Source organism: Paraglaciecola sp. 20A4, from assembly GCF_011378905.1.
Taxonomy (GTDB): domain Bacteria; phylum Pseudomonadota; class Gammaproteobacteria; order Enterobacterales; family Alteromonadaceae; genus Paraglaciecola.
The window spans coordinates 171,828-190,206 of record NZ_WTPY01000004.1 but is presented as its reverse complement, the minus strand read 5'-3'; the positions used below and the strand labels follow the sequence as shown (position 1 = coordinate 190,206).

The following is an 18,379-nucleotide window of genomic DNA, read 5'->3' as shown; positions in this document are numbered from 1 at the left end:
AAAATACCTCAATAAATCTCGGAAATACTTTTGTATGCAATGTGAAAATATCCATGCTTTTACGCTAGGATAGGTCCACTCAGTGCAGCGTGACCTAACGACTATTCTACGAGGATGAACAGATGAGCGATGAAATACAGACATTAACCAGCACGGTTGTTTATGAAAACAAATGGATGCGCTTAAAAGAAGATAAAATTCGCCGCAGCAGCGGTAACGTAGGAATTTATAGTGTGGTTGAGAAACCTGACTTTGTGGTGATTTTAGCTGTGCAAGACGGCTTTATTCATCTAGTTGAACAATATCGCTATCCCATTAAAAAACGCTGCTGGGAATTACCCCAAGGCGCGTGGGAGGAAAACCCTGATGCTGATCATGCGCTATTAGCAGCGGGGGAGTTAAAAGAGGAAACTGGTTTGGTCGCGAATAAAATGCATTATCTGGGGGAACAATACTTAGCCTATGGGTTTTGCAATCAGATGTACCATATTTACCTTGCCACTGAACTTACCTTTACCCAAATTAATTTGGACCCAGAGGAAGAGGGGTTAATTACTAAAAAGGTGACCCTAACTGAGTTCGAACAAATGATTTTATCCGGTGAAATTAAAGATGCATCAACGGTGAATGCTTACGGGCTGGCCAAACTAAAAGGCATGCTTTAATTAAAATTGGCTAAGTATCTTATTTGTGACCACGTTTGAGATGTCTCGGAGAGCGCTTTGATTGAGTCAAAAAAACCTTGACCTAAAGTGGGCTATAAGTGGCATGATGATGTTTGTTGGCTTTTATAAAGATTTTACAAAATATTGATAAGAAGTCGCAAGACTATTTAAACGAAGTGATGGAGTAAATATGCAAGCGAGTTATTGGCATGAAAAGTGGCAAAAAGGCGAGACTGCTTTTCATCAATTTAAAGGGAGCCCTTTGTTAAAAACGCATTTTCCTGAGTTAGGATTACCTGAGTTAAGCCGTCTATTGGTGCCTCTTTGCGGTAAAACCAGAGATATTGCTTGGCTGGTGGCAAATGGTCATCATGTGGTTGCAGCCGAGTTGCATGAGCCCGCTGTTATTCAACTGTTCAAAGATATGGAAGTTGAGCCCAAGGTCATGCATTTGGATAAATTTGACCTCATTCATTATCAGGCTATGGTCGATGAGCTGACAATTGATGTTTACGTGGGGGATATTTTTCAACTAACCCCAACCTTAATAGGTCGAATTGATGCAATTTATGATCGCGCAGCGCTGGTGGCATTACCATTAGATATGCGTGAAAAGTATACCTTGCATATGCGGGAATTGACTGGTGCAGCTGCGCAATTATTGATTAGCTTCGATTATGAACAACATTTGTTACCTGGCCCACCGTATTGCGTAGATGCCGGTGAAGTTGCCAGTCATTATGGCGAGCACTATGTTGTTTCACAGCTAGCAAGCGAAGATGTTGTTGGGGGACTAAAAGGTAAGCTAAAGGCGAATGAAGAGGTTTGGTTGTTGAAAAAGAAAACCTGAAGGCGAGTCATAATTCAGGCTCGCCGCAGCTGATCGCGCAGCTAGTTGTCCAGCGGTTCGATTAGAATTGTGTTAATGGGCTGATTACGCACACATATCTTATTGTGTGATATCTTTTGGCAGAACCCGCTGTAGAGCTTGGCCGTTTTATCGCTTGTTTCTTTCACGTATTCACATGATTCGCGTAAGGCTTTTTCCTATACCAATTCCAATAAATAATTGCCCTCTCAGAATCCGTCCAGCGGATTTTGAACAAGGCGTCGGTGTGCAGCAATGGTTGTTCCCTTTCAAATACCGAGAACGTAGTGCAAAACCCGCTGGGGAATTCCCTTCGGGCGAATTTTAAAAGGACTTACTCTGTGTTGCTCGAACTCGAAAGAGCACCACTATTACGTCATTCAAGCGCCTTGATTAAGTCCTTTTAAATTTTCGCTGAGCGGTTAATTATTTACTGGAGTTGGTATTGCAAGCCAACTGAGCGTCTCTATCTACATGGCCTTCGTGCCCTAGGGCCCTGTAAGAGACCGATAACAGTAACGCTAGTGTTGCTACACCAGTTACGATTTGTACTATACGCTTGTGTTGACTGTTTTCATGATCTGAGTTCATCTGTTCGTTCTTGCTGATGTTCATAGATTGATCACTCACTGCCTATCCATTCACCTTGTTCACCATGAAAACAACCGATAAACATATTTTCACTTGGGCTGGCAACGTGATAGTGATAACCACGAGAGTCATCGGTATGACCGCGGCACTCGCCTAAGTCGGTTTCTTCAAATCCGCTGGCGTCTAACATGGCGTAAATACCATAACCGTCCAGTGCGTAACCAATCAAGCTGGCGTGCCCATCTTCCTCATCAGGACCGGTTGAGCATCCAGTAGCGGCATGATAGTGATAACCATCATTCGGGTTTATATGCCCGCCACAATCATCAAACGCCGCAATGGTATAATTGCTAAGTATTGCGTCAACTGGGGCTTGGGCTGCTAAAATAACGCCATTTAAGGAGATACCCATATTGCTGTTAACATAACTTGGGTTGGCTAAGGGAATGGGCGTAACTGGTAGCAGCAGGGTTTCATTAATGCCACCACCGTAATAGTCTAGATCACACTGTACACAATAGTTTTGATAAGCTGCATCCACGTTCGGACGTGCTGCTGCCTCGCAAGCTGTTTGGGTATCAGTGATATTAACCTCACCTGTACTTGGATCGTAAAGCAGCCATCCGTCCCCGTAAAGCGAGTCTAGGTTGCTGATAAATTCACCGTCTATGTCGTAAACTTCACCCGATCCATCAAACCAAATGCCTCCTTGCGATGCATCAGAATCAATGTTCGGTGGGCAAAAAGGACCGATTTCATCGACTACGGGTTCACCGGCAATTGTAATGCGATAACAGGTTGTTTGTGTACCGCCAGACAAGGTGCAACTTTCTGTGGTAATGGTTTCGATAACCGCATTATCGAAGAAAAAGGGGGGATCAGCAGCTTCTACTATTGTTTCAGTTTCAGTTTCAGTTTCAGTTTCAGTTTCTGAATCTGTATCCGTGGTGCTTTGTTGTTCCGTTGAATCCGTTACGCTATCGCTACACGCCAATAATAGAAACATCAAGGTGAAAATCAGCAGAGTTCGAAAATGGGGTAAGATTTGTTTCATGGCGTTATCTTTGTCTATTAACCTGATGTTACTTTAGGTTAATTAAGCGCAGATACTGTGCAGATATTCAGCAGATACTGCACATATTTAGCTTGCTGGAATTTGCAGTCACATCAGTTTATATCCGACGCCATAGACCGATTGTAATATTGGTTGTGGATCATCCGCTAGAGTGATTTTATTACGTAGGTTTTTCATATGACTGTCGATCGTACGATGGCTCACGATACGCGAATCATCATAGCAACTGTTCATCAATGACTCTCGAGAGAGAACCGCGCCAGGTCGGCCAAGTAAGCTTCTCAGTAAACGAAACTCAACGGGCGTGAGCTCTATCGGTGTGCCATTTCCCCTGCACTCGAATCGCTCAGTATCAATGGTGATGTGCTTGAAACTCAATATATTTGATTGGGTTGATGGAGTAGCAATAGAGGCTCGGCGCAATACTGCCTGGACACGTGCGACAACTTCTCGTGGTGAAAAAGGTTTGCAGACATAGTCATCAGCGCCAAAACCTAATCCCATCAATCTGTCTATCTCATCCACACGGGCTGTCAACATAATGATCGGTACTTGAGAAAATTTACGCACGTCTTTGCAGATGCTTAAGCCATCTTTACCTGGGAGCATCAAATCTAATATGACGCAATCGGGCATCTCTGATTTTATAGCGGCTTCGGCTTCGTCACCATGGTGAATAACGCGCGTTGAGTAGCCTTCTAAAGTGAGGAAGTCGACGAGGATTTGTGCAATCTTAGGCTCATCTTCAACGATTAATACGTGTTGTTTGCTGCTCATATTTATTCCTTCGCTGCCGGTAATTCTACCCTGATACAAACCCCGCCTAAAGATGAAGGCGATGCACTTATTTTGCCTTGGTGGGCGGTGACAATATTTCGACAGATTGTTAAGCCTAAGCCTGCGCCGGGAGCTGCGCGATTTCGTGAGGCATCCTGCCGATACAAAGGGTCGAACAACTTATCACAATCCGCCAGCGGTACACCGGGTAGGGTGTCGTTTATTTCAAATATTACTTTATTACCAAGTTGGCTCAGGGATAAAACAATTTCGCCCCCAGTATCGGTATACAAGATGGCATTGTTGAGTAAATTTATAAAAAGCTGTTCTAACCGCTGTGGATCCACCAAGCAATATACAGGCTCGGCAATTGAGGTTGATATTTTCAAACCTTTTTGCAGAGCTTTAGCATTTAGCGATGCCCGCACGTTATCGACGCTCTCGCTAATATCAATCAGACTAAAATGGTATTTCAGACCACCAACATCAGACATTGATAGTTGATAAAGATCATCCACTAAACGATGCAAAAGCAATGCTTCATGCTTTAATGATTCAACTTGTTCTGGACCAAAAGGGCGTATGCCTGCTTCTAATGCATCAAGCTCGCCGATTAAAATTGTTAAAGGGGTGCGTAGTTCGTGGGAAATATCGGCAAACCAGCGATTTTTTGCACTGCGCGTTTCATTCAATATATGACTTAATCCGTTTAGATTTCGCATCAGTGTGCCGAGTTCGTCTTGGCGCAGGGTATCAAGGTTGACATCATAGACACCGTGGCTTAGCCGCTCTACGCCATGCAGCACATCCTTAACGGGGGCGGTTAAACGCCTTGCAAGTAACCAAGAGGCAGCGCCTGCGATGAATAAACATAAGAAGCCGATGGCGATACTGGCATAACGTTGTTGCATGGAAAATGATGATGCCAACGAGCGCTCAGGTATCGTATCTAACCAACTACGTAATTCGCCTACTTTCTTACCTTTTAAGTAAATCGCGTGATTTAGTACCTCTTTGGCATCTGACTTTGGTTTACTACCCGTTAACCACTCTCCCTGTGCGTTAAAAAGCGCGGTAGGTGGGGCATCATTCCCATGTTCTCTTGGGCGAGGTGGCGGGCGCGCACCTTGATTGCGTGGTGACGACATCAAAGGACTTGGTTCAGATAATCTAGGCGGTCTACCACCTCTGGTCGGTATTGGGTCAAGATAATAGTCTAAGCCTTTGTTGATAACGGACTGCCAATCGTCCTTACGGGAGTAGGTCTGTGCCAATGTATCACCGAGTAGGCTAAGGCGTTGCTGCTCTAGCCCAGCAACAAAGTTGAGAAAACCTTGGTCAAAGCTCCAACGCGCTAAGCCTAGGGTAATCAGCAGCGTCAAGGCGGTAAGCCCAAGGAATGATAAAAAGACTTTACGGAATATATTCATACGCCGAGTATACCTGCGTGCAAGGAGCCTGCACTAGCGGCTTTAGGAAGATTAGCCAACTTCTCCATGTTATCTCCATCATTTCTGCACATTTGATCGTTAGAATCTGATGTAGACCTATTATTGGAGTAAAAAAAGATGCAATTATCAAAATTATTTTTCGTAACTAGCATGTTGGTTATTGACAGTACTGGCGTTCACGCACAAGAGGGCCGTGGGCAGGGTGAACGTCGTCCACCGCCTGAAGCATTTGAAGCATGTGTTGATAAATCAGAAGGTGACAGTGTGACGATTGAAACCAGACGCGGTGACACACTGAGTGCTACGTGCAAAATGATGAACGATAGTTTGGTTGCTGTCCCAGAAGATGCGAAGCGAGATTAGTCTCGCGTTTGTTTTAATACAACAAATCAAAAAAGGATAAATGAAATGCAAATAAATACTGCAAATCAATCTGTTAATACTCTCGTATCGCAAGATATTGGGCGACCCAAAGGGCCTCCGCCACCCCCTCAGGGCGGCGTGCCTCCTGGGTTAGAATCTGCCGTCTCTACTTTGTCTGATGATGAGCAGAGTTCTGTTACTGATATGCTTGCTAGCTTGAGTAAAGATCAGCAGTCATCGCTAAAAACGCAATTAGATGGATTGCGTGATGGTGCTGAAAGTTTGTCTGAAGAAGAATTGGGCGCAGCATTTAAAGATATACTAACGTCTTTATCGACTAATCAGTCTGGCTCGAGTTCACTAAACTTAGTGGACACTTTTGCCTAGATTAAGGTTAGATTACTATGTCTAGCTCATATCTTCAGTTGTGCCGATGTGGCTATTCGGCATTACTTTTTTAATTATGCTAAGTCTATATTTCGCAATCAGCAAATATCTCGTCAATGCTTTACCAACTGATGCGCCTCACGCTGGCCCTAAATCCGCTAAATAATTGCTCCGTTAACTGACAACTGTGCTTATCTAAAAAGTGAATAGTTAACTGAGAAGGTTGGAAGAAGTCTTTAATGGTTCGATTGCTATTCTTATTTCCTTGAAAGGTTGATATACCGAACGCCTCAGACGCTTTTTTACCACTATGAGACTCTAACGTTGGGATCAATACAGTGTGTAATATCTGTGCATCGATGTGCTGACAAAAGACCAAATTGTGATAGTGCTCTTTATAACGCAAACTCATGCCTATTTGCTCGCATAAGGTTTTAAGTTTTTCGATGCTTGTTGCTGAATCACTTTCTACATCGTCATTAACGCAAATGAGTGAAGAGTCAGAGCGTTTTATAGCATTAAAACCATCATCCGTTGCCACCAAGTTATGGAAAGAACTGATGCGGGCGAGTAACTCAGGTAAACCGCTCTCATCAGAAAAAGTTCTACCCTGATTTAATGCATTTATTCTGCGTTGATCCAAGTCTACACCGATGACCTTATGACCCAATGCAGCCATACAAATGGCTGATAATGCTCCTGCGTGGCCTAAACCAAATACACTGATGCGTTTGCTGTTTCGACACTGTGGCAGTTGGTAACTTTGCTCGCTTCCATTACTGAACGAAACTATGCGGTTATAGCCACGCGTATTGTCGACTGTAAGTTGAGGTTGATTAGAATAGGCACTAAAGGTTTGTGTGGTACTTAATTGCTGAGAATCAAACATGTATGGGTCCTTTGCTATCTTACTGCTGAATTTTGACGACTTATCTGCCACAGAGTAGCTAATGATTGGTAATTTGCAGTTCTTGTTCCATAATAAATTTAATCATTTAAAACATAGGCTTAAAGAATATAGCTGACGAATACATGCACCGAAATGTTGCAAATTTAAGACAACATTACACACATATATAGACTAATTTACGTTGAGCTTGTTGGTGAACTTCGACTATCTTGAGGTAGCACATTATCCGTTGGCTAAAATTGGCCTGTTGCCGGGAATGGCGCGTATTGAGGAATATCCTATGAAAGGCATTATCTTTGTAAAATTAAACCAGTTTGTTGATGAATTGTGGGGCGACGAATTTTGGGATGAGTTGCTTAACGTCGCCGATCTACCTAGTCACGGTATTTATACGTCCGTGGCCACGTATGACGATGAAGAGTTATTTACGTTAGTTGGTCTTATTATGGAAAAGAAAAACCTAACCGCGCAAGAGGCGCAAATAGCATTTGGTCAATGGATGTTTGAACAACTATTGCAAGCGGCTCCGCCAGAAGCCCACAAATTTACCGATGTGTTTAAATTTCTTTATGGTGTGCAGAATGTGATCCATGTTGAGGTTAAAAAACTTAATCCAGAAGCGATATTGCCAGAATTTGAATTTCTTGAGGAAACGCCAACCACATTAAGTTTTCATTATATTTCACCGCGAAAACTGTGTTACTTTTGCGAAGGAATAGTACAGGGGTTAGCTTCTCATACCGGCCAACAGGTAACCGTTGAGCAAACTGAGTGTGAACATCAAGGTGATGAACGTTGTGTCATGAAGGTGACAAAAGTTGTCTAAATCAATATCGGAACTAGAGGCAAGGATTGGTGTACTCGAGCGCAAAATAGAGCGTGAAAAAAAGGCTAGAGTGATGTCTGAACAACATTTAGAGGTTCACTCTAGAGCGCTTTATGAAAGCAATCAGTCACTGCAAACCTCTCTGGCTATTGCGAAAAAGAAGCAAGCTGAACTTGAATTCTTACGTCAAACATCGGGTGATGTTTCATCAGATATTTCGCTGCAAGAATTGATCACAAATACCGTAGAACTAACAGGCCAGTTTTTTTCTGTTGAATGTGGGCTATTTATTGTGACCAATAACGGTCAGGCACTTGAATCTAAAGTTGATAATATTTGGCGTGCGCCAAACAAATGGGTGAGCGATCCGGTGTTTTTCAATCAAGCAATTCAATTCTTACCGCTTGAGCAACAAGAAAGCCTCAGTATGTGGCTGGTGTCGTCTATTGACGATGAAGCCAGTCAGGCACTTTCAGGCTTTAAATGGATCGTCTTTGGAAACTTCGCTTTGCTTGGAGGGAAGATTGCCTGGTTGGCTTTTTTTAGTCGTGCGGAATTCTTAGATGAAGAAGCGTTATCTGTGCTCGGAACAGCTCGGGAGCACTTATTGAGCGGCATTACTCGCCGGGTGACGGATGTGAGTATTCGTAAGCGCACCGTAGAGCTACAAAACACTGTGGACCGTTTAAAGCAAGCTGAGAGACAATTAATCCAGTCGGAAAAAATGGCTTCGCTGGGCCAACTTGCCGCTGGTGTTGCCCATGAAATTAATAATCCAGTGGGTTTTATTCGTTCAAATATAGAAATGCTAGAAGAGTATTTGCAAGATTATCAAGGTTTACACTGCAGTATTGCCGAGGCGTTAACAGCTGAAGGTCAAATAGACACGCAGCAGTACAATGCGCTTTGCGATAAATATGATTTGGCATATATTCAACAGGATGCTCAAGACCTATTGATATCGAACTTAGAAGGCTTGGATCGCGTAAAGGAAATCGTAGAAAACTTGAAAACGTTCTCTCATAGTGGAGATGGCAAGTTAGAAAGAATAAGTCTTAATCTGTGTATTGAAGGGGCATTAAAAATTGCATGGAATGCGCTTAAATATGAGCACATAGTGGATAACCAACTAAATGCTGACTTGCCGCAAATTCTAGGAAATAATGGACAGCTACAACAAGTTTTCGTTAACTTATTTGTTAACGCGGCGTATGCCATGACAAACGGTGGAAAGCTGAGCATAAAATCTACGCTGACTGCTGACAGACTGATTATTGACGTCAGTGATACAGGCTGCGGCATGGATAAAAAAACGTTGGAGCAACTTTTCACCCCCTTTTTTACGACCAAGCCCATTGGTGTTGGGACAGGCCTAGGGTTATCGGTTTCTTATGCCATTTTAGAGTCGCACAATGTGCTGACACAAGTGCACTCTGCGGTGGGTAAAGGAACGCAATTCTCCCTTAGTTTTCCCCTTCCTGAGTAGGCACTTCTGCTTGCTCAATGAAAATAGTAAAACATTCAGTTCGTTGCTGTTCATACTGAGCCAATTGTTGAATTGATGTCTTTGAAAATACGTGGCCTTGGGGTAGAACCAAAATATGATTCTCAGTTAGAATATCCTCTTTCAAGCGCATGCCCTCTTGTAGATCTTTGACCTGTATCGCGCTTTCAATAAATTGACCGCTGATAACATCTGGATATTGGAGCAGAATGTCGATTATATTTGGCGCATAGCGCAAACCTCGATATTTTTTAAGTTCAGTAATTGCCTCAGCGTTTGACAGCGATGTTTTGCTTATTCTGCCTAATTTGTAGCGCCAAAAATCCCGTGCAACCGCTAGTATTTGCGCACCAATTGGAATTTGTTCCTGGCTGAGTTTATTGGCTCCGCTACCATCAATATGCTCATACTGGCAGGTAATAATATCTAATTCTGCACGTAAATGCGTGGCAGGACTGAGTATTTGCTCGGCAAATTTAGTTTGTTGCACAAAGATATGTTGCTGATTGAAATTGAGTTCGCAAAATGGCTTTGAATATAAGGCTGTATCCAACCCTAATAGCCCAATCTCGCCCAGTAACGCGGCAAAGCTGATTTGTGCCTGTTCTTTATCCGAAAGTGATAAGTGCTCCGCTAATTTATTAGATAAGTGACTGACACTTTGCGCAAATCCCCCGTCTAGATTGGGATTAATACTGATAAAATTATACAACACCCGTTGAGTCGCCAACGTATTGCGTTTTAGCTTTCTCATGGCGAGGGTAATTTGTTTGCTGCGTAGCTTTACCTTTTCATCTAAGTTGTGATTTAAGTCTTTGAGTAGGGCATTTTGTTTATTAATCAAACGGATTAATCGTGCGTTTTCAAGTTTAAGTTTAATTTTGGCCAGACCATCGCCGATGGCACATGTTAGCTCGGTATTGTCCCAAGGTTTTTGTAAATATCGGTCGATGTGGCCGTGATTAACCGCGTCGATAGTGGATGACATATCGGAGTATCCGGTCAGTAGAATCCGATAACAAATGGGCACTAAGGCGGTCGTTTTTTGCAAGAATTCGGCTCCCGACATAGCAGGCATTTTCATATCTGATACGATCACGTGTACCGTTTTTTGTTTTAGTATTTCAAGTGCTTCGGCACCACTTTGCGCTATTAATAATTCGTAATCCTGCTTGTGCAGAACGCGTTTAATCGCCTTGAGAATATTGATTTCATCGTCGACACACAAGACCGTATAAGTTTCTGACTCTTTCGGTGTTAATTCACTCATGGTGCTGTCTCCCAAATAAGGTTTTGCTAGTTGATTAGCGTCTCAATTGACGGTTTCTCGCTTTGTGATGATGCGGCAGGTAAGGTCAATATAAAGCAGCTACCTTTGGTTAGTTCACTGGTAACGGTGAGATCGCCGCTGTGTTCTTGAGCAATGCCAAATGAGATAGCCAGACCAAGCCCTGTGCCTTGTCCTTCAGGTTTGGTGGTAAAGAATGGATCGAATAATCGTTTAAGATTTTCGGCTGGAATACCATGCCCCGTGTCGCAGATCGACACATAAATCAGACCATTGTGGCTATATGTTTCGATAGTGATTGTGCCTCTATCACCAATTGCTTGGCCGGCATTGATCAGTAGGTTAGTTAAAACCTGACAAATTTTACCGACATTTATTTCAACTCGACTGACTTCTTGAAGCTTAGTAACAATATCGCAGTGATATTTTAGCTCATTACTGACCATACTTAAGGTTGTCTTAATACAATCGTTGATATCAAATAATTGCAGCGCTTTGCGGTCAACTTGGGAAAATTGTTTTAGTCCTGCGACGATATCTTTCACGCGGGTTAAACCTTCGCTTGATTCGCTGATAAGTTCGGGCATATCTTCTTGCATAAATTCTACGTTTTCATTATTGAGAAAGTCACCAATTTGAATTTCTAGGTTTTTTCGCTGTTCTGGGGCATCAGTTTTTTGCCAATCTGCAACAAGTTGGGTGAGCTTAACGTAAACTTTTGCATAATCTGATAAAGACGCTAAGTTACTGTTTACAAAACCTATTGGGTTGTTAATTTCGTGTGCGACACCAGCTGCGAGTTGCCCCAGAGATGCCATTTTTTCTGATTGAACTAGCTGCTCTTGAGCACTTTTTAGTTGAAAATTAATAAGGGTTAATTGCTCGTTCTTGTCTTCAAGTAATTGCGTACGGGCAACAACGCGCATTTCTAATGTTTGGTTTAGAGATTCCAATTCCGCTTGATAATTTTTTACGCGCACGCATTCAGCTTTAAGTGTTTCGATCATCTGATTAAAGGCTTGTGCTACTTCTCCCAATTCATCATTTGAAGTAATAGGGATCTGTGTATCAGTAAAATCTCCAGAGATAGCACTGTGAGATATTTTTTTTGCCCCAGCCTGAAGTAATTTAAGCTGATGGGTTAAATAATGGCCTAAGCCATAAGAAAATAGTGCGACCAGTATCAGCTCTATAAGTGCGATAGAGGTTGTCCATTGTTTTATTTTTTGGATAGCACTTAGTGCATTACTGACGCTTAAGCCGATTTCAACTCGGCCATATACTGTATCGCCTTCTATGATACTGGCGTATGTATCGAAGACTCCGTCGTTGACATCGTCCATTTGTTGATCCGCGCTAAAGTTACGGTTTAACGCTTCTTCTGAACCGCTTTGCGACAATATGCCATCACTACTGCTGATGACGCGTGCGTATACAATTCCAGGGTTTTTCAATGCTTCTAGAACAAAGTCGTCTAATGACGCAAGATCATAAGACAATACTGCATCTTTGGTAGTGGTAGAAAATAAGGTAGCCGTAGTGAATGCGTGTTTAACCAAGTCTTTGCTCACTGAACGACTTAAAAAGGTCACTGCGGTTACTACTAATGACAAAAGCAAAATAGCCTCGATAGTAGCGATCCCGATAATGGTTTTACTGCGTAATGACATGTGAATCCCCTTTATCTAACCTTGACCAGTCTTTTTCACTTAAGCGAGTTGATGCCAAGGATGCGAATATCTTCCCAGTCACTGTTATCAGCGCCCTCAAAAGCTACAAAATTGATTGCTTTTAATGCAGCTCTACCTTTTACGGTACTGTGCAAATTGACCAGGCTGGTTTGGATTTTTTGGCGTGCATCCGATGATACATCTGGATGACTGGCGATGGCGTGGGGGGTATGAGGTTGGGTTTTCCACAATATTCTAAGTTGCTCTCTTACATTCGCTGGCGCGTTATTAAATGTGCGTAAGATACCCCCACCCGCAGGAGATAGGCCTCGGGCTACACTAAGGTAGACTGAGTCATGTGACGATACGTAGCGACTCTTTACCGTGACATGATGCGCCGACAAATCAGCTTTTGGTAGTAGCGTTGCTGCGAAAGCAGCTGGAGCGGGAAAGGCCATCGTTATATCATTCAGTTCATTAATAGAGGCATAGGGTGCGTCTTTTCTTACGACGATAATTCCTTGAATATGTTTATCTTTTTGCTTAGCGAGCGCTTGGTAACCAGGGGATTCATTAAATACAACAAAATGATATGGGTTCATATAGGCAAAGTCATATTGACCTTGCGATAAACGACGCTCAAAAGTAGGAATGTTTGGTGCAGTGGTAAATATTAGCTTTACACCGCTGTCATCACTTATTTCCCGCAATAATGGTGTCCAAAGTTTGGCTAGCTTTTTAGCCGATTGTTGTGGTACTACGGCGAACGTTAATGTCTCTTGCGCGTGTGTTTGCGCACTTAAAATGATCATGCTTAATGCTAAAATTATAAACTTCATACTGTGCTCCTAAAGCAAATCACTAATGCGTTTAATTACGTAATAGTGCATCGATGGCGCTAAGTAATTCTTTATTGGCAAATGGCTTGGCTAAAGCCGCATCTGCGCCTAGATCTATGGCTTTTTGACGTTCGTCTTCTCCTAGCGCTGAAATAATTAAAATCTTTAAGGACTTGTCGGCATATTCTTGGCGAGCAAATGTCACGATGTCATAGCCATCTACGCCAGGCATGCTCAAATCGAGGGTCATTAATTGAGGTTTATAGGTTGTCAGTAAGGCGCCTGCCATAAATGGATCGGTGGCAATCACACTGTCGTAGCCGGCTCGCTTAGTTACACGGCTTATCGCTTTGGCTACCTGCAGTTCATCGTCGACGATGAGTACCCGTGTCTCGGGAGAAGCAAAATCAGCAGGAATAGGCAGCTTGTTTTCAGTTAAAAACGCAACGAAGTCTTCTTCTTTAACCCGATTGTTACCCCCTCCTGGAAGTTTGTAACCTTTTAACCGTCCGCTATCAATCCAGCGTATAACTGTGCGCAAGTTGACGTCACAGTACTTAGCTATGTCACCGGATGTTAAAGTTTTCATAAATATCTCTTAGCTGCCAAAAGTCGATGGATAAGTTATAACATCAAACGCAAAAATGACAAATAGGACTAAAGTGTAATATGTGACAATGGTGACATTGTGTAATTATTAGTCTCAAGAAATTAGCCGACATCATTTAAACGATAGGAATACTTCATGAGACAGTTAATGGCAGCTATTATATTGACGCTTAGTTCGACTGCTTTCGCTAGTAATGTCGATGTGTTTGGTGATGCGGTGTTACGTTACGAGAATGAAAGTCAGCATGTTAATTTGCCAGATAGAGAACGCTTACGCGCTATTTTCCGTTTAGGTATCAAAGGTAGCATTACCGATAACTGGACTGCCCAAGGCCGTTTGAGCACAGGATTAAAGAATAAACAGAACGTGCCGGCGATAACGCTAATTCGCTTCAATACTCAACCTCAGCCTGATAGGGATGTATTTGTTGAGCGCTTATATCTAACCGGGAAATTTACTGATGTAAATCTGTATATCGGGAAAATACCATGGAAAACCAAACACATAACAGATGTATTCTGGGATCGTAATTTAAGCCCTATCGGTGTGCATCTAGATTATCGTTTATCTGAGCGGCATCAACTGCAACTTGCTTCGCTCAAACCACTTGACGGGAATAGCGATGTGGTGGGTTTACTGAACATAGTTCAGTGGAATATGAGGTTTAGCTTTGACAAAGTAAAAGTAACATTTTCACCTTCCTATGTTGATTATAATGGCCAGTCAAATGCACAGTACGCCAAAAAAGATACCCAATTGGACAATCGCTTTTTACGTTTATCGAGTAGTCTTAGTTTTAAGGGATATCAATTGGGCGTGGATTTAGGTCAGTCCTTGAATGATTTTAACCAATTTGAACAATTCAGCGATCAGAAAACGAGTGTAGCGGTGCAATTGAAGCATGGAAAACTGGCTCAGCCAGGTGATTATTCTTGGCATTTACGCTATTTACATGTTGAGCGTTTCGGCGTTATCACTGAATTCGCCCAGAATGCTACTGCCCGGTTCGCTACATCCAACGTGCAAGGTCTAGATGTGAGATTGCGTCGAAAAATGGCAGATACATGGTGGTTGGGTGCACGCGTAAGTGATATGCGAACGATTGAAGGTCCAGAAGAACAAGGGCTGCGAATTCGTTTCGAAGGTCAGTACAAATTTTGAATCTTATTATTATGCTTTACTACACAACTTTAGAGGCAGGCCGCAATGAATAGCCAGCAAGTACACGTTACTCCAACAACAGGCAAGTTATTAATTGTCGATGATGAACCCAATATTTTATCGTCTTTAAAGCGCTGTTTAGTTAAAACACAGTTTGAGATTTTTATTGCCAATAGCGCCCAAGAGGGGTTAGCCATTATGCAAGAGCACAGCATTCAGGTGGTGTTATCCGATTTCAGAATGCCGATGATGTCTGGTGCTGAATTTATCCAACAAATTAAAGCAAGTTATCCTGATGTTATTTCCATGGTACTCAGTGGATTTGCTGATTTCGACTCTGCGATTAGTCTGCTAAATAGTGGCGCAGCCCATAAGTTTTTGCGTAAGCCGTGGAATAACCAACAGTTAATTGAAGAAATTGAGCAAGCGTTTGCTGAATATCATGCTCGCTTGCTTAATCGTCGGGTGTTAGAGGGGGAGCATAATCCAGAGTACTACGCTTTTGAACAAGCAGTGCGAGACAGGTTTGCTGAGCAACAAGAATTTTGCTTAGTGTCACTTAAAATCAACGATTATGACTTTCTAGAGCAACATGCTGGGCCAACGATTTTTACGGGCTTATTAACTGAGATTAGGGGGTTAGTACACAACGAGTTGCCTCAAGGAAGTCAAACCTTTGCTTTTGACAGCGGAAAAATCTTTATTATTATTCCGGACTATGAAAGTGAATCGATGATCCGCAAGCGCTTAACGATCATTAATCACAAGTTAAACGAGCCTAACACGCAACGTAAAGGCTGCGTGAAAATTAACAGTGTAATGGGCTATGCCTTAGCGCCCGCTGATGGAGACGACCCAAGTAGCTTGATGGAAAATTTGCGTTGTGCATTCTCTGTTGACAGCGTCGCTGTGGAGCATTTATGTCGTTTCGATTCAGCCTTAAGAGACTTACAACAACGCCAGCTCAAAATTAAAAACTCAATTAATGGGGCATTACGCGACAATCAATTTTTACTGCACTTTCAGCCTAAAGTACGCTTGCCGGATCAACTGATTGACAGCGCTGAAATTTTAATCCGTTGGCAGCACAATGAACTTGGTTGGATACCACCGAATGAATTCATCAACTTAAGTGAGCTCGATGGGCAAATAGAACAAATTGGGGAGTGGTTGATTGCCCAAAGTGTTAAAAAAATCGCTGAGCTGCACCGTTTTAGCAAAGATTTAAAGCGGGTAGCCATCAATATTTCTGCGCGCCAATTAGCGAACCATAGTGTGGTAGAGCAATTCGAGAGCTTGTTGGATCAATATGGGTTGCCGCCATCATTAATTGAAATAGAAATTACCGAATCGTGCTTGATACAAGATTTTGAGCAAACCTTAAAGGTGCTTTGGGAGCTCAAAGAGCTAGGCGTTAGTATTGCTATGGATGATTTTGGAACGGGGTATTCGTCATTTGCTTACTTAGCTAAGTTACCAATAGATGTCTTAAAGTTAGATAAAGTACTAGTGGATGGCATAGAAGACTGCAAAGAAATTCAAAGTATGATCGCAGGCCTAATAACTATGTGTCATGAGTTAGGTATTTCTGTTGTCGCAGAAGGCGTTGAACTAGCAGGACAAGTTGAACTATTGAAACAGTACAAGTGTGACTATATTCAAGGTTATTTCTTCAGCAAGGCACTGCCTAAACCTGAATTTGAAATGCTACTTTTACAACAACCATTTAGGAATTAGTACTTGCTGTTTATTTGGGGCAAATCAATCAATACCAATACCGCGCCTTGACCGCCCCATTCTAATGGTGCTTGATGGAAACCTTTAACACTGGGATGTTGAATTAACCAGTTCGGCACGTTCTTTTTCAGCACGTAACTGCCTATGCCATGTACTATACATACACAGTGATAATGCTGTTTCTGTGCGGCGTAAATTAAAGCCGCAATTTCCAGTTTCGCTTGCTCTTTATTCAGACCATGTAGGTCAAGGATGAGGTCTGGTGGGTATTCACCCCGTCGTAAGCGTTTGACCTCAAAGGTATCTGCGCCGGGTTGCACGTACTTTAGGGGTTGGCTCGTGTCAAAATATCCTTCGAAGCCATCTGAAAATTGAAATGTAGCATTCTGTTGCTTAAGGTCGCTTTGCGGACCGCGCTTTTTATCTATCAAGGTAGATTTAAGCTTGCTGGAAAAGCGTTGAGGCGGTATTTTGTCCTGCTTTAATGGCTTTACATCGGTAAACTCACTACGAAATAGTGCCGTATCGGATGAATCAGGTGTGGCATTTTTTTTCATAATGTTAGGCAGTGTGCTGAATATAAGGCGATCATGACGGCAAGTTTAACAAAGTCTTGGTGTTGAAACTATGTAAGGCGCTTGTTTAGGCTAAACAAATTTAGGTAAAAAATGAATAATAGTGTGGATATTGAACAAGCGGTAACTGATATGCATTCGATGTTAGATATGGTGCGTTGGGCGGTCAGTCAGTTTAATCAAGCTGGCTTGTTTTATGGTCATGGCACTGACAACCCTTGGGATGAGGCGGTATGTCTTACGTTATACTCACTCAATTTACCGCAAGATATGCTCAAACAAACTGGTGAGCAACTTTTTCAAGCTCGTTTAACTGAGACAGAAAAACGTGAGATAGCGGCATTAGTTCAACGTCGAGTCGAAGAGCGCATTCCTTTGGCTTACTTGATAAATCAAGCATGGTTCTGTGGTTTACCCTTTTATGTAGATGAACGTGTACTGATACCCCGTTCGCCTTTTGCTGAACTCATCGACGACAAATTTGCTGAGTGGCTATTAGCGCCTCCAACTCATATTCTAGATTTGTGCACTGGCGGTGGTTGCATCGCTATTGCCTTAGCAAATGCCTTTGACGGGGCGACCGTGGATGCTGTGGATATTAGCCCTGAGGCACTTGAAGTGGCCGAACTCAATATTATTGAACATCAGCTAAGTGATCGGGTCTATCCAATAATGTCAGATCTGATGGAGGCCCTACAAGGTCAGAAGTACGATTTGATTATCAGTAACCCACCCTATGTTGATGCTGAAGACATGGCTGATTTACCTGATGAATTCCATCACGAGCCTGAGCTAGCATTGGCTGCTGGGGTTGATGGTTTGGATCTTGTGCATAAAATGCTTCGCCAAGCGCCCGAGCATTTAACCGACGACGGTTGGTTATTTGTAGAAGTAGGCAACAGTCAATTTCATATGGAACACGTTTATCCCGATTTAGACCTACAATGGGTTGAGTTCAAGCGGGGTGGTCACGGTGTGTTTGCCATCAGTAGAGCAAATTTAGTGGCTTACTTTGCCCAATAGCTGCCCGAAGCAGCGATGAATAGCATGTAAAGCAATATATATAAATCGAATACAAGGAA

19 protein-coding genes are annotated in these 18,379 nt (G+C 42.6%); 9 read left to right on the top strand and 10 right to left on the bottom strand.

Translation table 11 applies throughout. The features are described from left to right. Positions 1-122 precede the first annotated feature (122 nt). Both GQS54_RS06740 and tmpT read left to right on the top strand, forming a co-directional pair. Entirely contained in the window at positions 123-665 is a 543-nt protein-coding gene (locus tag GQS54_RS06740; RefSeq protein WP_166423244.1) for an NUDIX hydrolase, read from the top strand. 190 nt (positions 666-855) lie between these two features. Further along, on the top strand, positions 856-1,515 hold the full coding sequence (tmpT, locus tag GQS54_RS06735) for a thiopurine S-methyltransferase (RefSeq protein WP_166423243.1): 660 nt from the start codon (positions 856-858) through the stop codon (positions 1,513-1,515). A gap of 444 nt (positions 1,516-1,959) precedes the next feature. Here the strand turns inward: tmpT and GQS54_RS06730 are convergent, their stop codons facing one another. From GQS54_RS06730 to GQS54_RS06715, 4 genes are all read right to left on the bottom strand, one after another. Then, positions 1,960-2,163 carry a hypothetical protein gene (locus GQS54_RS06730; protein ID WP_166423242.1) on the bottom strand — a complete coding sequence of 68 codons (204 nt, stop codon included), beginning with the start codon at positions 2,161-2,163 and terminating at the stop codon, positions 1,960-1,962. Beyond that, positions 2,156-3,178, bottom strand: a complete 1,023-nt coding sequence (locus GQS54_RS06725; protein WP_166423241.1) for a YHYH protein — start codon at positions 3,176-3,178, stop codon at positions 2,156-2,158. The genes GQS54_RS06730 and GQS54_RS06725 overlap by 8 nt, the downstream gene beginning before the upstream one ends. Before the next feature lie 108 nt (positions 3,179-3,286). Then, entirely contained in the window at positions 3,287-3,976 is a 690-nt protein-coding gene (locus GQS54_RS06720; RefSeq protein WP_166423240.1) for a response regulator, read from the bottom strand. 2 nt (positions 3,977-3,978) lie between these two features. Then, on the bottom strand, positions 3,979-5,406 hold the full coding sequence (locus tag GQS54_RS06715) for an ATP-binding protein (RefSeq protein ID WP_166423239.1): 1,428 nt from the start codon (positions 5,404-5,406) through the stop codon (positions 3,979-3,981). 138 nt (positions 5,407-5,544) lie between these two features. On the opposite strand from GQS54_RS06715, the gene GQS54_RS06710 reads away from it, so the two are divergent. Continuing rightward, positions 5,545-5,790, top strand: coding sequence for a hypothetical protein (locus tag GQS54_RS06710; protein WP_166423238.1), 246 nt, complete (start codon positions 5,545-5,547; stop codon positions 5,788-5,790). Positions 5,791-5,835: 45 nt separating this feature from the next. Next, positions 5,836-6,177 (top strand): hypothetical protein, encoded by a 342-nt coding sequence (locus tag GQS54_RS06705; RefSeq protein WP_166423237.1) that lies wholly within the window; start codon positions 5,836-5,838, stop codon positions 6,175-6,177. A gap of 121 nt (positions 6,178-6,298) precedes the next feature. On the opposite strand, the gene GQS54_RS06700 is transcribed toward GQS54_RS06705, so the two are convergent. Continuing rightward, positions 6,299-7,066 carry a GDP-mannose dehydrogenase gene (locus GQS54_RS06700; RefSeq protein ID WP_166423236.1) on the bottom strand — a complete coding sequence of 256 codons (768 nt, stop codon included), beginning with the start codon at positions 7,064-7,066 and terminating at the stop codon, positions 6,299-6,301. Positions 7,067-7,280: 214 nt separating this feature from the next. Here GQS54_RS06700 and GQS54_RS06695 point away from each other — a divergent pair, with 214 nt between their 5' ends. Both GQS54_RS06695 and GQS54_RS06690 read left to right on the top strand, forming a co-directional pair. Further along, on the top strand, positions 7,281-7,913 hold the full coding sequence (locus GQS54_RS06695) for a heme NO-binding domain-containing protein (RefSeq protein ID WP_346766555.1): 633 nt from the start codon (positions 7,281-7,283) through the stop codon (positions 7,911-7,913). Then, complete coding sequence (locus tag GQS54_RS06690) at positions 7,906-9,399, top strand: ATP-binding protein (RefSeq protein ID WP_166423235.1); 1,494 nt, start codon at positions 7,906-7,908, stop codon at positions 9,397-9,399. Before GQS54_RS06695 ends, GQS54_RS06690 begins: the two co-directional genes overlap by 8 nt. Here the strand turns inward: GQS54_RS06690 and GQS54_RS06685 are convergent. The 4 genes from GQS54_RS06685 to GQS54_RS06670 are packed head-to-tail and all read right to left on the bottom strand — an operon-like array spanning position 9,377 to position 13,803. Beyond that, entirely contained in the window at positions 9,377-10,687 is a 1,311-nt protein-coding gene (locus tag GQS54_RS06685) for an HD domain-containing phosphohydrolase (RefSeq protein ID WP_166423234.1), read from the bottom strand. The two genes, GQS54_RS06690 and GQS54_RS06685, sit on opposite strands and share 23 nt — an antisense overlap. Positions 10,688-10,713: 26 nt before the next feature. Next, positions 10,714-12,375, bottom strand: coding sequence for an ATP-binding protein (locus GQS54_RS06680; RefSeq protein WP_166423233.1), 1,662 nt, complete (start codon positions 12,373-12,375; stop codon positions 10,714-10,716). A gap of 35 nt (positions 12,376-12,410) precedes the next feature. Next, entirely contained in the window at positions 12,411-13,214 is an 804-nt protein-coding gene (locus GQS54_RS06675) for a phosphate/phosphite/phosphonate ABC transporter substrate-binding protein (RefSeq protein ID WP_166423232.1), read from the bottom strand. Between the two features lie 31 nt (positions 13,215-13,245). Continuing rightward, positions 13,246-13,803: a response regulator gene (locus GQS54_RS06670; protein WP_166423231.1), complete on the bottom strand. Its 558-nt coding sequence runs from the start codon at positions 13,801-13,803 to the stop codon at positions 13,246-13,248. Between the two features lie 156 nt (positions 13,804-13,959). Here GQS54_RS06670 and GQS54_RS06665 point away from each other — a divergent pair, with 156 nt between their 5' ends. Both GQS54_RS06665 and GQS54_RS06660 read left to right on the top strand, forming a co-directional pair. Next, positions 13,960-14,985 (top strand): putative porin, encoded by a 1,026-nt coding sequence (locus tag GQS54_RS06665; protein WP_166423230.1) that lies wholly within the window; start codon positions 13,960-13,962, stop codon positions 14,983-14,985. 45 nt (positions 14,986-15,030) lie between these two features. Further along, positions 15,031-16,722, top strand: coding sequence for an EAL domain-containing protein (locus GQS54_RS06660; RefSeq protein ID WP_166423229.1), 1,692 nt, complete (start codon positions 15,031-15,033; stop codon positions 16,720-16,722). Here GQS54_RS06660 and smrB read toward each other — a convergent pair. Further along, positions 16,719-17,279, bottom strand: coding sequence for an endonuclease SmrB (gene smrB / locus GQS54_RS06655; RefSeq protein WP_166423228.1), 561 nt, complete (start codon positions 17,277-17,279; stop codon positions 16,719-16,721). The genes GQS54_RS06660 and smrB overlap by 4 nt on opposite strands. A 111-nt stretch (positions 17,280-17,390) precedes the next feature. On the opposite strand from smrB, the gene prmB reads away from it, so the two are divergent. Beyond that, positions 17,391-18,320 (top strand): 50S ribosomal protein L3 N(5)-glutamine methyltransferase, encoded by a 930-nt coding sequence (gene prmB, locus GQS54_RS06650; protein ID WP_166423227.1) that lies wholly within the window; start codon positions 17,391-17,393, stop codon positions 18,318-18,320. Positions 18,321-18,379 lie beyond the last annotated feature (59 nt).

Bases quoted from the DNA above. Each gene is read 5' to 3' on its own strand.
- GQS54_RS06740 (WP_166423244.1), top strand. From the start codon at position 123: ATGAGCGATGAAATACAGACATTAACCAGCACGGTTGTTTATGAAAAC.
- tmpT (WP_166423243.1), top strand. From the start codon at position 856: ATGCAAGCGAGTTATTGGCATGAAAAGTGGCAAAAAGGCGAGACTGCT.
- GQS54_RS06725 (WP_166423241.1), bottom strand. From the start codon at position 3,178: ATGAAACAAATCTTACCCCATTTTCGAACTCTGCTGATTTTCACCTTG.
- GQS54_RS06720 (WP_166423240.1), bottom strand. From the start codon at position 3,976: ATGAGCAGCAAACAACACGTATTAATCGTTGAAGATGAGCCTAAGATT.
- GQS54_RS06715 (WP_166423239.1), bottom strand. From the start codon at position 5,406: ATGAATATATTCCGTAAAGTCTTTTTATCATTCCTTGGGCTTACCGCC.
- GQS54_RS06710 (WP_166423238.1), top strand. From the start codon at position 5,545: ATGCAATTATCAAAATTATTTTTCGTAACTAGCATGTTGGTTATTGAC.
- GQS54_RS06705 (WP_166423237.1), top strand. From the start codon at position 5,836: ATGCAAATAAATACTGCAAATCAATCTGTTAATACTCTCGTATCGCAA.
- GQS54_RS06700 (WP_166423236.1), bottom strand. From the start codon at position 7,066: ATGTTTGATTCTCAGCAATTAAGTACCACACAAACCTTTAGTGCCTAT.
- GQS54_RS06685 (WP_166423234.1), bottom strand. From the start codon at position 10,687: ATGAGTGAATTAACACCGAAAGAGTCAGAAACTTATACGGTCTTGTGT.
- GQS54_RS06680 (WP_166423233.1), bottom strand. From the start codon at position 12,375: ATGTCATTACGCAGTAAAACCATTATCGGGATCGCTACTATCGAGGCT.
- GQS54_RS06675 (WP_166423232.1), bottom strand. From the start codon at position 13,214: ATGAAGTTTATAATTTTAGCATTAAGCATGATCATTTTAAGTGCGCAA.
- GQS54_RS06670 (WP_166423231.1), bottom strand. From the start codon at position 13,803: ATGAAAACTTTAACATCCGGTGACATAGCTAAGTACTGTGACGTCAAC.
- GQS54_RS06665 (WP_166423230.1), top strand. From the start codon at position 13,960: ATGAGACAGTTAATGGCAGCTATTATATTGACGCTTAGTTCGACTGCT.
- GQS54_RS06660 (WP_166423229.1), top strand. From the start codon at position 15,031: ATGAATAGCCAGCAAGTACACGTTACTCCAACAACAGGCAAGTTATTA.
- smrB (WP_166423228.1), bottom strand. From the start codon at position 17,279: ATGAAAAAAAATGCCACACCTGATTCATCCGATACGGCACTATTTCGT.
- prmB (WP_166423227.1), top strand. From the start codon at position 17,391: ATGAATAATAGTGTGGATATTGAACAAGCGGTAACTGATATGCATTCG.